This window comes from Pelagibacterium halotolerans (assembly GCF_044811015.1).
Taxonomy (GTDB): Bacteria; Pseudomonadota; Alphaproteobacteria; order Rhizobiales; family Devosiaceae; genus Pelagibacterium; species Pelagibacterium halotolerans_A.
This window is the reverse complement of sequence record NZ_CP085243.1, coordinates 2984389-2997886: the sequence shown is the minus strand read 5'-3', so window position 1 is coordinate 2997886 and position 13498 is coordinate 2984389. Positions and strand designations below refer to the sequence as shown.

Genomic DNA, 13498 nt, shown 5'->3' with positions numbered 1-13498 from the left:
ACGGAGGTCCAAAATGTTGCCAAATTCATTGATCGAGCTCGATCGCGCGCACCTTGTGCACCCCCTGGCCTCCTACCGCGGTCACGAGACAGCGGGGGTACGTGTCCTCAAATCCGCGAGGGGCGCGACCGCCATCGATGCCGAAGGGCGGGAATTGCTGGATGGGTTCGCGGGTCTCTGGTGCGTCAATGCCGGCTACGGTCAGCAAACCCTGATCGAAGCGGCCACCGAACAGTTGCGCACCCTGCCTTACGCGACCGGCTATTTCGGACTGGGATCGGAGCCTGCGATCCGCCTCGCCGCCCGGCTGGCCGAACACGCCCCCGGCGACTTGAACCACGTCTATTTCACCCTCGGCGGATCCGACGCTGTAGACAGCACGATCCGGTTTATCCGCTATTATTACCACGCCAAGGGCACGCCACAGAAGGATCAGTTCATCTCGCTGGAGAGCGGTTATCACGGATCCTCGACGGCTGGCGCAGGGCTGACCGCGCTGCCGATTTTCCACACCGGTTTCGGCGCGCCCTATCACTGGCAGCACAAGATCCCGTCTCATTACCGCTACCGCAATCCGGTCGGGACCGACGACCGGGCCATCATAGATGCTTCGGTTGCGGCCCTCCGCGCCAAGATCTCGGAACTGGGCACGGAGCGTGTCGCAGCCTTTTATGCCGAGCCGATCCAGGGATCCGGCGGCGTTCTCGTGCCTCCCGCGGGTTGGATGAAGGCCATGCATGCGGTTTGCCGGGAGCACGACGTCCTGTTCGTCGCCGACGAAGTCATCACCGGCTTCGGCCGCACGGGACCGCTTTTCGCCTGCTCGGAGGATGGTATCGTGCCGGACCTCCTGACCGTCGCAAAGGGGATGACCTCGGGCTACGTCCCGATGGGGGCGGTCTTCATGTCCGACAATGTCTACAACACCATCGCCGATGGTGCCGGCGCCGCGCCTGTCGGACACGGCCAGACCTATTCGGCGCATCCGGTCAGCGCGGCTGTGGGGCTCGCCTGTCTCGATCTTTACGAAAACGGTCTGCTCGAGAACGGACGCAAAGCCGGCGCGCACCTGATGGCGGGGCTGAAGACCCTATCCGATCATCCATTGGTGGGCGAGGTGCGTGGGCGCGGCATGCTGGCTGCGGTGGAACTCGTCACCGACAAGGAGCGCAAGACGCCCCTGCCCGCCGAAGCCGACGCGGGCCGGAGGATTTTCGACCGCGCCTGGGCGAACGGCCTGATCATCCGCGCCTTCAATCAGGGCATCCTGGGCTACGCCCCGCCGCTGTGCTGCACGGAAGCGGAAATCGACGAGATCGTTGAACGCACGCGGCTGACGCTGGACCAGACGCTCGAAGACAAGGATGTGCGGGCGGCAATGAAAACCTGATGCGAAGCTCCGGCGCTGCCCACCGTAACCCGGAAGCTCAGTGTTCCGCCACAATCGCTTCAAGGGGCAAATGCGACTTCACAATCGGAGATTTGAGGATCACAAAGCTGAAATACTTGTCGATCCCGATTTCCATCTCGATCAAATCCTCCATGATCGTCTGATACTCGGTGATCCCGGCGGTCATGAATTTCACGAGATAATCGTATCCCCCCGAAACCAGATGGCACTCGATGACGGAGTCAATCTTTTCGATGGCCGAAAGGAACCGCGCGAAGTCAACCTGCCGGTGGTTCCTCAGTGTGATTTCGGTGAAAACGGTAAGGCTTGCGCCCAACTTGGCAACGTTGATCTGGGCAGAATAGCCGCTGATATAACCTTCCGCCTGAAGTTTCTTGACCCGCATCAGGCAGGGGCTGGGCGATAGGTGGACCAAATCGGCTAGCTCGACATTGGTGATCCTTCCATTCTTCTGCAATTCGGAAAGAATTCTGATGTCGATTTTGTCAAGCTTCATGCGGGACACCCATCGATTGCACAACCAAGAATAGCCCGGCTGCTAAAGGCCGTACAGGCAATTCCGGCGTGTCACAGCGGTAACCACAGGGATGTCCGTGCGCTGATGCGGATCTGTATCATGTTGCCAATCGCGGCAAGAACCTCCCCGATCTTCGTCCATCGTAGCGGGCCACGCACCCTGGCGGGTAGTGGAGTTTGCGGCGGGACGGAATTTCCTGCGGATTGTTGACCGGTATTTGCGGGAAAGTTCTGCGCCTCCAGCACCGAACGCGAACCGCGCGCGGGAAAAAGGAGTCATTCTCATAAGTGAAGAAACCCAGCAGCGGCGAGCATGAAAGGCGAGCGGCGATGAAATTCGCATCCTACTGGCACGAGACCGCGAGCCCTTTCGCAAATGCCGCGACTGACCCCGTTTCCGGAACCTTTGAAGTGGCGGTTATCGGTGCGGGTTTTACCGGACTCAATGCCGCACGGACCCTGGCGAAGGCAGGCGTCAAGGTCGCCGTCCTGGAGGCAAGACACGTCGGATATGGCGCCTCAGGGCGCAATGGCGGGCATCTCAACAGCGGCCATTTCGCCAGTTTCGGCGCGATCAAGGCGCGCTTCGGCGAGGCCCAGGCGCGGCGCCTGTGGCGCGCCTATGACGATTCCATCGATATGATCGAAGCGATCATCAAGGAGGAAAGCATCAACTGTGCCTTCCGCCGCGCCGGCAAGCTCAAATTGGCCTCGAAACCCGCCCATGTGGCCGGCCTGCAGGCAATGTGCGACGAAATCCGGCGCGAGGTCGATCCATCTGTCGAATGGCTCTCGCGCGCCGATCTGAGAGCGGAACTCGGGTCGAATGCCTTTCACGGCGCGGTGCTTTCCCCCAAGTCCGCGATGATGCATATGGGCCAATACGCCAACGGTCTGGCCGAGGCCGCCCACCGCCACGGCGCGGTGATCTGGGAAAACGCGCCCGTCACGGCCCGCACGCGGACCGGGGACGACTGGCAACTGATAACACCGCGCGGCACGGTTACCGCGCGGCGGGTGATCCTTGCCACGGACGCCTACACAACTGGAACTTTCGGCTATTTCCGCCGCCGAATCTTTCCCATCGCCTCTTTCATCGTCACCACCCGTCCGCTGACCAATGATGAGGTCGCCACGACACTGCCGGGAAATCGCAACTATACAAACTCGCTCAACATCGCCAATTACTTCCGTCTGACGCCCGACAACCGGCTTCTGTTTGGCGGGCGGGCGCGATTTTCCGCGGTGTCGAACCAGAACAGCGATGCCGTCTCGGGTGCGCTCCTGCGCAAGCAAATGCTCTCTGTGTTTCCTCAGCTCGCCGACGTCGAGATCGATTATTGCTGGGGCGGTCTCGTCGGCTGCACGCAGGACCGGTTCCCGCGAGCGGGCGAGGCGGACGGCGTCATCTATGGCATGGGCTATTCTGGCCACGGGGCGCAGTTGTCGACCCTGATCGGAAGCGTTCTGGCCGATATCGCCATGGGCCGTTTGGATACCAACCCGCTCAGCGGGATGCATTGGCGAGCCCTGCCGTTCACCGCGGGCAAACCCTGGTTCCTGCCCATCGTCGGCACCTGGTACCGGATGAAAGATGCCCTTGCCTGATAACCCAATGGGCCATCGCTCATGCCTGTCTCGGTTCCGCGCCACGCCGGGCAGCATCAGAATATAATACCTTGGCGATGTACCAGGTTAGTTGATCGTGCTGCCTACACGACATGTTTTGGAGACTCTGGAGACAATAACGGTTCAAACTCGGATGAACGATAGCGAAAGCCTCGTTCTTTGGACCGGCGCGCAAGAGGGGAAGCGAAATGGCAGTGGTTCATGAGCACGGAGCGCTCGCAGATGCCGCATCCGCGGCATGATGCTCCGACAGCGGGACTGGAGGGTCGTGCTGGGGAGTTTGACGAAGGACAGGAGGGAGATCACATGGCCGCGACCATCCACGCCGTAGCTGCATCCGATGTAGCGCTTTCCGTGCGCGGACTGACCGTCAGCCTGCCGGGTGGCAGCGAGCGCGCCCATGCAGTTGAAGACATTTCCTTCGACCTCAAGCGCGGACAGATCCTGTGCATTATCGGCGAGTCCGGCTCCGGAAAATCGGTGACCGCCAACGCGATCATGGGGCTATTGCCCAAAGTGATCGGCATCAAGGCCGGCTCGATCCAGCTCGAAGGCAGCGACATCGTGGGTATGCCCGCCGACACGCTGCGAAGTCTGCGGGGCCGGATCGTGTCGATGATCTTTCAGGACCCTCTGTCGGCGCTGAACCCCCTGATGACGGTGGGCTCGCAGATCGACGAAGTGATGCTGGCGCATGGGGTTGGCAACGCGAAGTCCCGCCGGGAACGTTCGATCGCGCTTTTGAACGAGGTCGGGCTGCCTGACCCCGAACTGATGTACCACCAGTATCCGTTCCGGCTGTCCGGTGGCCAGCGCCAACGTGTCATGATCGCGATGGCCTTGGCGCTGGAACCGACCATCCTGATCGCCGACGAACCGACGACCGCACTCGACGTAACAACCCAAGCACAAATCCTCGAACTGATCCGCGATATCCAACGGCGCAAGGGCATGAGCGTGATGTTCATTACTCACGATTTCGGCGTCGTGGCCGAGATCGCCGACAGCGTCGTGGTCATGGAAAAGGGGCACGTCGTTGAACAGGGCAGCGCCGAAAAGGTTCTGAAATCGCCGGAGCATCCCTATACACGGCGCCTCATCGCGGCCGTTCCCCACCTTTCGGGCAAGGATCGGACGCCGCAACAGGTTGAGCAAGCCGCTCCAGTCCTCAAGGTCGAAAACCTCGCCAAGACATATCGCAGCGGGAGTGCCTTGTTCGGTTCGTTGCGCGTGGTTCCGGCTGTCCGGGATGTATCGTTCGAGCTGACATCCGGTCGAACCTTGGGGATCGTCGGGGAAAGCGGGTCTGGCAAATCATCGCTGGGCCGTCTGCTCATCAAGCTCATGACCGCCGACAGCGGACGCATCCTGTTCGAGGGCACCGATGTCGCCCCCCTTGGCGAGGCGCAATTCCGGACGTTCCGTCAAAAAATTCAGATGATCTTCCAGGATCCCTTCGCCTCCCTCAACCCGCGCGCAACGGTGGGTCGTATCCTGACCGTGGGGCCTGTGGCTCACGGCATGGCCTACGGCAAGGCCCGCGAGGAAGCACAGGCGCTCCTGGATCACGTCGGCCTCGACGCCGGGGCTTTCGATCGTTACCCGCACGAATTTTCCGGCGGTCAGCGCCAGCGCATCGGCATCGCGCGCGCGCTGATGTTCAAGCCGAAGCTGTTGATCGCCGACGAGGCCGTCTCGGCGCTCGATGTGTCGATCCAGGCCCAAATTCTGCAGCTTCTCGACCGCATTCAACGCGAAACCGGCGTATCGATGATTTTCATAACGCACGATCTACGCGTCGCCAGCCAGATCTGCGACGACATTGCCGTGATGCAAAAAGGGGTCGTCGTCGAGCAGGGCCCGCCATCACAGATTTTTCTCAACCCGCAATCGGCATACACGCGCGAACTGGTTGCCGCCATCCCCGGAGATTTCACCGAGGAACGGCGTCCGGTCGCCGCCGAGAGCTAACCGCCAACATGGTCATCAAAGGGAGACATCAATGACCACCGACTCCAAATCGAACTATTCGCGACGCGATGCGCTGCGTGTCATGGCTGCAGGTGGCGCCGCCGGGATTTTCGCACCGCACCTCCTGACGACGTCCGCTTTTGGCCAGACCCCACCGGATAGCCCCACCGGCCGGGTGATCGTCGGGCTGTCGCAGGAGCCCACCGTTTTCAACCCGCTCATGGCGCATATCGAAGTCGATGACGGTGTTCTCTTCTCGGTGTTCGACGCGCTTTTCCGTATCAATTTGGATGGGGAGATCGTGCCGAACCTCGCGGTCGAGGTGCCAAGCCCGGCGAATGGCGGCATTTCCGAAGACGGCCTCACCTGGCGCATCAAGCTGCGTGACGACGTTAAATGGCATGACGGCGAACCCTTCACCGCAGAAGACGTAAAATACACCATCGAACTCATCACCAATCCCGAGTTCCGCGCATGGCGCACGACCGGGCATTCGCTGGTGCGCGACATCACGGTTGTTTCGCCCACCGAACTGACCTGGACGATGGAAGAAGCCTTTGCGCCGTACCTGTCGTTCCTGACCGAAACATTCATCGTTCCCAAACATATCCTTGAGAACGAGGCCGATCCCAACAACGCACTCTTCAACCAGCCCCCCATCGGGACCGGTGCGTTCAAATGGGGCGAACGCATCGCCGGCGATCGTATCGAACTCGTCGCCAACCCCGACTACTTCGGCGAAGGTCCTTATATCGAGCAGCTGGTCTTCAAATATATTCCGGATATGACCGTGCTCTACACCCAGTTCAAGAGCGGCGACATTGATCTGGTGGGCCAGGCCTATATCACGCCCGACAATTATGCCGAGGCCAGCGCCCTGCCCGGCCGCGTGGTTACCCCGATACCCAAGGGATCGGTCGAGTCGATCTATCTCAACCTCGAGCGGCCCCAATTTAAGGATCCCGCCGTCCGTCGGGCGCTTTATGCGGCAATGGACCGGCAGGCTATCATTGATGGCCTTTATTACGGTGTGCCAAGCCCGACCGAGACGTTCATGCCGCCGCAGTCGTACTACTATCATCCCGATCTGCCCGTTCAGGACTTCAATCTCGACGAAGCGCGCCGCATCCTCGATGAAGCCGGTTGGGTACCTGGGCCAGATGGCATCCGCGCCAAGGACGGCGTGCGTCTGTCCTTCAAGAATTCGACGACCTCCGGAGCCCACCTGCGCGAGCAGGCTCAGCAGTTCCTGCAGCAGACCTTCGCCGAGATCAGCGTCGAAATGACGATCGAGAACATGCCATCGGCGGTAATGTGGGGCGAATTCTGGATGCTGTCGCAATTCGATACGGCGATGGTGGGCATCACCTATCTGGTTGGCGCCGATCCGGACGTCACCAACCGCTTCCATAGCGGTTCAATCGCCGCGCAAGGCGGTAACGGATCGAACAACGCGCAGTATTCCAACCCGGAAGTCGATGCGTTGCTCGAAGAGGGTAGCCGGACGTTCGATCCCGAAGCGCGGCGCGCCATCTATGTCCGCATCCAGGAGATCATCCGCAACGACCTGCCGTTCCTGCCCCTGTTCTCGTACACCAACGTGTACGGGCACAAGGAAGGCCTCGAAGGGTATACGCCCAACACCAACACGCGCACCGAATCCTGGAACGCGGCAAGCTGGTACTGGGCCTAACACACCCCGCACCGCCGCCTGCTGGTCACAAGACCGGTGGGCGGCGGCACTGATCAGGGCCGCTAGGCTCAAAAGGAGGAGAACATGCCCGGATTCCTGCTGAATCGTTTTATGCAGAGCGCGGTACTGCTGCTGATCGTCTCGATCATCGGGTTCACGGTGCTCAACCTGATTCCGGGCGGACCATTGGCGCAGTACGCGCTCGACCCCGGCATGACCCAGGACGATATGAACCGGATCGCTGAGCAGTTGGGCCTCAACCGCCCGCTCTGGATTCAGTATCTCGACTGGGCTTGGCGCCTCATCCAGGGCGATTGGGGCCACTCCTTCCGCGACGGTACGCCGGTCCTCAACGTGATCGGCCGGCACATCTTCGCGACCTTCATCCTGATGGGTTCCTCCACCGTCATCGCCATCGCAATCGGAACCTGGATCGGCATCCGGGGCGCCACGCACCGGTATTCCTTTTTCGACTATGCGGCGACGGTCGGAGCAATGGTGGCGCTTTCCATCCCGACATTCTGGTTCGGCCTGATCGGCATTTACGTCTTTTCGCTGCAATTGGGCTGGCTGCCGGCGGGCAACATGTACACCATCGGAGACGGTTCGGTGCTGGACTTCCTGCACCACCTCATCATGCCCTCGGTTGTTCTTGCGCTGGTACACATCGCGATCTGGAGCCGCTACATGCGGACCGCGACACTCGATGCAATCAGCCAGGAATTCGTGAAGACAGCCCGGGCCAAAGGCGTCAGCGAACGGCGGGTTCTCATGAAACACGTCGTGGGCAACGCGCTGCTGCCCATGATCACGCTGGCTGGCGTGCAGCTGCCCTCCATCCTCACCGGGGCGCTGGTGACGGAGACTGTCTTTACCTGGCCCGGCATGGGCCGGCTGTTCCTCGATAGCCTTGGCTATAGCGACTATCCGGTGGTCATGGGACTGCTGATGTTCTCGGCCATCCTCACCATCGCCGGCAATCTTCTCGCCGACGTCGTCGTCGCGGTCGTCGATCCGCGCATCCGCCTGGCGTGATCGCTGGCAGCGCAAAAGGAGGCTTTGTCATGACCAATATCGCCGCAACCCAGACAATTGACCGCTGGTGGCATAATCGGGTGGTGCGCCGGTTCCTGAGCCACAAACTCGCGCTCCTCGGGCTCTTACTGATCGTCCTTCTGACGCTCGCCTGCACTTTCGGGCCCTATCTGCTACCCTACGACTCGCTTTACATCGACCTCCGAGCCCGGTTCGCACCTCCCATGACCGGAGGCCACTATCTGGGCACCGATCCGCTCGGCCGCGACGTCGCCGCGCGCCTGCTCATGGCGGGTCGGATTTCCTTGCTTGTGGGCATTTTCGCCATGATCCTGTCGATCCTGGCCGGAACCCTGGTGGGCGTCATTGCGGGGTATCGCGGTGGGTGGATCAGCGCGGTATTGATGCGCACCGTCGATGGCTTCCTGTCTTACCCCTCGATCTTCCTGCTTCTGGCGTTGGCCGCAGCGCTGAAGCCGAGCCCGGCGATGATCACGGTCATCATCGCCATGACCAGCTGGATGGAAGTCGCGCGTATCGTCGAAGCCGAGGTGCGTTCGCTCAAGGAACGCGAGTTTGTGCTCGCCGGACGTATGTTGGGGTTGAGCCGCGCACACATCATGTTCCGCGAAATCCTGCCCAACGCGATGGGGCCGATCATCGTCGCTGCAACCCTGACCGTCGCCCGCGCGATCCTGCTTGAAGCCTATGTCAGCTTCCTCGGCTTCGGCATTCAGCCGCCCCTGCCCAGCTGGGGAAACATGCTCAATGGAGCACAGCAATACCTGGCGACCGCACCATGGCTGGCGATCATCCCCGGCCTGGCGATTACCATTGCGGTCTCAAGCTTCAACTTCATCGGCGACGGGCTGCGTGATGCGCTCGATGTCCGCAACGACACAATTTGACGAGACAAAGATGCATAACCGCCTCCCACTCACTCAAAAATCCACGCCATACTGGTGGGAAGCCGCCCCTGTGCGGCCGGTTCCCGTTCAACCTCTTGCCAAAACGCTCGACGTGGCCATCGTCGGCGCCGGCTATACCGGACTTGCGGCGGGACTGACGCTTGCGCGGGCCGGCCGGTCGGTTGCCGCATTCGATGCAATGAACCCTGGCGAGGGTGCTTCGTCGCGCAATGGCGGCATCACCAGCGGCAGCATACGACCCGGCTATTCAGTGCTCACCCGGCGTTTCGGAGAAAAGACGGCACTTGCCATCGAGGCTGAAGGCAAAGTCGCACGCGAATTCCTGTACGACTTCATCCGTACCGAGAATATGGCGTGCGACTTCCAGCTGACGGGTCTTTTCAAGGGCGCCTTGGGATTTGACCAGTATGAGCCGATGGCCCGCAGCGCCGAGTTGCTCGCCAAAAGGCTCGGCATAGAAGCCTATGCCGTCCCGCATGCCGAACAGCACGGCTATATCGGCACCGACTTCTACCGGGGCGGCACGGTCCGCATGGATATCGGTGGGCTGCACCCAGCCAAATTCCACGCCGAGCTGCTTCGCGTTGCTCTTGCGGCCGGCGTAACGGTTCACGCCCAGACCCCGGTTACGGGCATCAAGCGCGATGGCGAGGCGTTTCTGCTTAGGACGTCGGCTGGCGTCGTGCGGGCTCGGCAAGTCCTCGTCTGCACCAATGGCTATACCGACAGCGCGCTGCCTTTCCTGCGCCGCCGCATGGTGCCTGTGCGCAGCCGGATGATCGCAACCGAAACGCTGTCGCCCGAAGTGATGGCGCGCCTGATGCCCAAGAAGATGATGATGGGCGAAAACCGCCAGCTGGGCTTCTACTACCGGCCTTCGCCGGACGGAACGCGAATTCTGCTCGGGGGGCGCGACAACACGCGCGACGACAACGCGACAGCCCCGATACTGCGGCTTCGCGACGGGCTGATCGAGCTTTTCCCCGAACTGGAAAACGTCCGGCTGTCTCATACCTGGTACGGCAACGTCGCCATGCATCGGGACATGATCCCGCGCATCTTCGAGCGAGACGGTCTCGTTTACGCCACGGGTTTCTGCGGTTCCGGTGTGGTGTGGGCGCCGTGGCTCGGTACGCGGGCAGCAAACCGGCTCTTGGGCAACACGTCGGAGGCCCGCACCGCGTTCGATTTCCGCCCGCCGGCTTTCGTCCCGTTTTATAACGGCACGCCCTGGTTCATGCCCGCGGTTATCCAGGGCTACGCCTTGCAGGATCGTCTCGCGATGTGGCGCAGTCGGCGATAGTCCTAGGCGCCGGGATCGAACCGCCACTACAGTAAGGCGGCCCGCCGGTCCGGTGGCAGAAAGACGATATGCGGGCATGCGTGATGCGCTGATGGCTGAATGCGGCATGCCACTCTGAAGACACTGCCGAGCAAGTCCTCGGTCAATACGGTACTGGGCGTCCCGTTGGCGACGACCTTGCCCTCGGAAAGCACGACGAGGCGATCACAGAACATAGCCGCGTGGTTCAAGTCATGGAGCGCGACGATGCTGGTCAATCCCAGTCTTCGAACAAGGCCCAGAAGCTCGATCTGATGATGGATGTCGAGGTGATTCGTGGGTTCATCGAGGAATATCGTCGTTGGCTGCTGGGCCAGTGCTCTCGCGATATGAGTCCTCTGCCTCTCGCCACCCGACAGGCTCTTCCATCCCTGTTCAGCGCGCTCAGTCATGCCCGCATGCGCAAGCGCCGTCTCGACAGCCTCCTCATCGCCAGCGCTCCAGCCTGAAAGCGGCGAGCGATGCGGCGTGCGGCCCAGGCGCACGACCTCACGCACCGACATGTTGGTGTCCGTCGATGAATCCTGTCTTACAAGCGCAACCTTGCGCGCCAGCGCTCTGCGCGCCATCCGCGATATATCTGTTCCCTCGAGCAGTACCCGGCCACGTTCGGGCCGACGCAATCCGCCCAACAGCCTCAGCAAGGATGACTTTCCCGACCCGTTCGGCCCCAGAAGGCCCAGCATCTGCCCCGGCTCGACCGCAAGAGATACATCGTCGACTATGACTTTGCCGCCCGCCCGCCAAACGAGACCTTCAGCCAGAACGCTCATGTTCGCTGCCTCGCGCGATAAAGGATAACGGAAAAACAGGGAACCCCGATAAGCGCCGTGACGACGCCGACTGGCAGCGTTTGCTGCGCAATCAGAACTCGCGACGCAATGTCGGCGAGGACCATGAATAAGGCGCCACCGAGTGCGCACGCTGGTAATAGCCGCAAGTGGAGAGGTCCAACGACAAATCTAACTGCGTGTGGAACAACTAGACCGACAAAGCCGATCGTTCCAACCATGCTGACAACGGCTGCGGTAAGGAGCGCGGTCACTGCGAATAGAGCCAGGCGGACCCGGACAACGGGAACGCCAAGCGCTGCTGCATCCTCGTCGCCGAAAGCGAAGGCGTCGAGCGCACGTGCCTGCCAAAGGCAAACTGCAAGGCAACCCAGGATCACGACACCGAGCAACTGAAACTCGGGCCAGCGGACACCGCCGAAGCTGCCAAGCAGCCAGAACATGACATCGCGCGCCTGCTGCGCGTTGCCCGAGGTCGTGACGACATAGGACGTCAACGCATTGAAGAGCTGCGATGCCGCTACGCCGGCCAGGATCGTTTGGTTCGCGCCAGCCGTGGCGCCTTTCGAAAGCAGAGCAACGAAGGCGAAGGCCGCAAAAGCGCCCAGAAACGCCCCTGCCGACAACGATACCGCGCCGCTGCCCAACCCCAGAATGAGAATGCACACGGCTCCAGTCGATGCGCCCGCGGAAATGCCGAGGACGAACGGCTCGGCCAGCGCGTTACGCAAGAGCGACTGCAGAATGGCCCCGCAGATCGCCAACCCCGCGCCGCACAGTGCCGCAACCAACGTGCGGCTCAGCCGCAAATCCCAGATTACACTTTCCTGAATACGGTCGATCGGTACTTCCGTCAGTCCAAGCCGGTTGGTGATCGCCAAGGCGACCGTATCAAGAGGTATATTAAATTCACCAATTCCCACGGCCGCCGCAATAACGAGCGCCAGTGCAAATACTGACAGAAACACGAAGAGGACCGTGCGGCCCCCTTCATGCAATCGCATTACGTCGGTCATTCAGTGTGTGCACCGATTTGTTCAAGTTGCCAGGCGAGTGCCTCCGCCCCATATATCGTCCGAATTGTGGGGTTCATCGACGCCCCGGGCATGACCAATAGTCTCCCCTCGCGTACGGCACGAATCTGGCTAACGGTCGGATCGTTCTCGAGCCACGCGATCTTGTTCTCGGCATTGTCCAGTTCCCATCGGTTCCGATCCACTTGCGCGACTACGAGGACTTTGGGATCCGCAGCAATGATGCTCTCCCAACTCACCGTCGGCCATTCGGTTTTGACGGTTATGGCGTTATGGCCCCCAAGCAGGTCGGCAATGTAGCTCGACGCGCTATTGCCCCCGCCAAGATAGGCATCATCGGCAGGCGAAGGGCTGGAGAACCAGAAGATAAAGCTGAGGTCGGGATCGCTCACGAAGCGTTCGCGCAACGCAGCCTCACGGGCGCGGAACTCTGCGATCAGCGCCTGTCCGCGGTCGGCGACATCGAATATCTGCGATAGTTCGTCGATCTCCTGGAACAGAAGGTCCATGTTCCATAATTCGGCACGGCTTCCATAGGCGTCATCGCCGGCCTGCCGCTCGAGGCAAACGCTGGGCGACAGATAGGTCGGAATGCCCAGGTTCTCGAAATCGTCGCGCTTGGCGACTCTACTGTCCGGTCCAAGGAGTGTCGGCAGCTGGGCAGCGACAAAATCCGGTGATTGGCCGAGCACCGCTTCCAGCGTTGGAAATTCGACGGTCAGCAGGGTGGCTTTCGCATGGGCCTCTTCGAGTTCCGGCAAGATCTCATTTGGCCAAAAAGCGGTCGCGGCCAACCGCTCCTCCAACCCCAGAAGCAGGAGGATTTCAGCGCTGTTCTGGCCCAGCGCCACGGCATTTTGCGGCGCGCTTTCAAATGTCACGGACTGCCCGCAATTTTCAATCGTCAACGGATACTGGGTCCGTGTTTCTTCGCCGTTAGCGGTACCGGCGATCATCGCCGAGACACAACACAGGATACCGAAAACACGCGAAATGTTCATAGCGCTCAAAATCCAATCTTACTCAAGGGCATCGGCGCATCACTATGGCGTGCCTCACAAAAAAACAAGAGTATTTTTATCATGTATTGGAGAATTGGAGCCGCGTTTGATAAGAGCGGCCATCATGCAGCTGGACACCGCAGTAT

At 60.9% G+C, this 13498-nt stretch carries 11 protein-coding genes; 7 read left to right on the top strand and 4 right to left on the bottom strand.

Going from position 1 to position 13498, the window contains the following annotated elements:
- Positions 1 to 13: 13 nt before the first annotated feature.
- Positions 14 to 1390: an aspartate aminotransferase family protein gene (locus tag LG281_RS14490; protein ID WP_404401889.1), complete on the top strand. Its 1377-nt coding sequence runs from the start codon at positions 14 to 16 to the stop codon at positions 1388 to 1390.
- 37 nt (positions 1391 to 1427) lie between these two features.
- Here LG281_RS14490 and LG281_RS14485 read toward each other — a convergent pair whose 3' ends face one another.
- Positions 1428 to 1907 carry an Lrp/AsnC family transcriptional regulator gene (locus tag LG281_RS14485; protein ID WP_404401887.1) on the bottom strand — a complete coding sequence of 160 codons (480 nt, stop codon included), beginning with the start codon at positions 1905 to 1907 and terminating at the stop codon, positions 1428 to 1430.
- A 350-nt stretch (positions 1908 to 2257) separates the two neighbouring features.
- On the opposite strand from LG281_RS14485, the gene LG281_RS14480 reads away from it, so the two are divergent.
- The 6 genes from LG281_RS14480 (at position 2258) to LG281_RS14455 (ending at position 10487) form a co-directional block, all read left to right on the top strand.
- Complete coding sequence (locus LG281_RS14480; protein WP_404401885.1) at positions 2258 to 3535, top strand: NAD(P)/FAD-dependent oxidoreductase; 1278 nt, start codon at positions 2258 to 2260, stop codon at positions 3533 to 3535.
- A gap of 327 nt (positions 3536 to 3862) precedes the next feature.
- Positions 3863 to 5527, top strand: a complete 1665-nt coding sequence (locus LG281_RS14475; protein ID WP_404401883.1) for an ABC transporter ATP-binding protein — start codon at positions 3863 to 3865, stop codon at positions 5525 to 5527.
- A 31-nt stretch (positions 5528 to 5558) separates the two neighbouring features.
- Entirely contained in the window at positions 5559 to 7220 is a 1662-nt protein-coding gene (locus tag LG281_RS14470) for a peptide ABC transporter substrate-binding protein (protein ID WP_404401881.1), read from the top strand.
- 84 nt (positions 7221 to 7304) lie between these two features.
- Positions 7305 to 8255, top strand: a complete 951-nt coding sequence (locus LG281_RS14465; protein WP_404401879.1) for an ABC transporter permease — start codon at positions 7305 to 7307, stop codon at positions 8253 to 8255.
- Positions 8256 to 8284: 29 nt separating this feature from the next.
- The gene (locus LG281_RS14460; protein ID WP_404401877.1) at positions 8285 to 9163 is read left to right on the top strand and encodes an ABC transporter permease; all 879 of its coding nucleotides are present in this window, start codon (positions 8285 to 8287) and stop codon (positions 9161 to 9163) included.
- A 10-nt stretch (positions 9164 to 9173) separates the two neighbouring features.
- Positions 9174 to 10487, top strand: a complete 1314-nt coding sequence (locus tag LG281_RS14455; RefSeq protein WP_404401875.1) for an NAD(P)/FAD-dependent oxidoreductase — start codon at positions 9174 to 9176, stop codon at positions 10485 to 10487.
- Between the two features lie 26 nt (positions 10488 to 10513).
- Here the strand turns inward: LG281_RS14455 and LG281_RS14450 are convergent, their stop codons facing one another.
- Genes LG281_RS14450 through LG281_RS14440 form a run of 3 tightly spaced genes read right to left on the bottom strand, consistent with a single transcriptional unit; the run spans position 10514 to position 13352 of the window.
- Positions 10514 to 11299 (bottom strand): ABC transporter ATP-binding protein, encoded by a 786-nt coding sequence (locus LG281_RS14450; RefSeq protein WP_404401873.1) that lies wholly within the window; start codon positions 11297 to 11299, stop codon positions 10514 to 10516.
- Positions 11296 to 12333, bottom strand: coding sequence for a FecCD family ABC transporter permease (locus LG281_RS14445; protein WP_404401871.1), 1038 nt, complete (start codon positions 12331 to 12333; stop codon positions 11296 to 11298). Before LG281_RS14445 ends, LG281_RS14450 begins: the two co-directional genes overlap by 4 nt.
- Positions 12330 to 13352: an ABC transporter substrate-binding protein gene (locus tag LG281_RS14440; RefSeq protein ID WP_404401869.1), complete on the bottom strand. Its 1023-nt coding sequence runs from the start codon at positions 13350 to 13352 to the stop codon at positions 12330 to 12332. The genes LG281_RS14445 and LG281_RS14440 overlap by 4 nt, the downstream gene beginning before the upstream one ends.
- Between the last annotated feature and the right edge of the window lie 146 nt (positions 13353 to 13498).

Excerpts from the sequence above, each read along its gene's own strand:
- LG281_RS14440 (WP_404401869.1), bottom strand. The coding sequence starts at position 13,352 with ATGAACATTTCGCGTGTTTTCGGTATCCTGTGTTGTGTCTCGGCGATG.
- LG281_RS14485 (WP_404401887.1), bottom strand. The coding sequence starts at position 1,907 with ATGAAGCTTGACAAAATCGACATCAGAATTCTTTCCGAATTGCAGAAG.
- LG281_RS14470 (WP_404401881.1), top strand. The coding sequence starts at position 5,559 with ATGACCACCGACTCCAAATCGAACTATTCGCGACGCGATGCGCTGCGT.
- LG281_RS14455 (WP_404401875.1), top strand. The coding sequence starts at position 9,174 with ATGCATAACCGCCTCCCACTCACTCAAAAATCCACGCCATACTGGTGG.
- LG281_RS14480 (WP_404401885.1), top strand. The coding sequence starts at position 2,258 with ATGAAATTCGCATCCTACTGGCACGAGACCGCGAGCCCTTTCGCAAAT.
- LG281_RS14490 (WP_404401889.1), top strand. The coding sequence starts at position 14 with ATGTTGCCAAATTCATTGATCGAGCTCGATCGCGCGCACCTTGTGCAC.
- LG281_RS14445 (WP_404401871.1), bottom strand. The coding sequence starts at position 12,333 with ATGACCGACGTAATGCGATTGCATGAAGGGGGCCGCACGGTCCTCTTC.
- LG281_RS14475 (WP_404401883.1), top strand. The coding sequence starts at position 3,863 with ATGGCCGCGACCATCCACGCCGTAGCTGCATCCGATGTAGCGCTTTCC.
- LG281_RS14450 (WP_404401873.1), bottom strand. The coding sequence starts at position 11,299 with ATGAGCGTTCTGGCTGAAGGTCTCGTTTGGCGGGCGGGCGGCAAAGTC.
- LG281_RS14465 (WP_404401879.1), top strand. The coding sequence starts at position 7,305 with ATGCCCGGATTCCTGCTGAATCGTTTTATGCAGAGCGCGGTACTGCTG.
- LG281_RS14460 (WP_404401877.1), top strand. The coding sequence starts at position 8,285 with ATGACCAATATCGCCGCAACCCAGACAATTGACCGCTGGTGGCATAAT.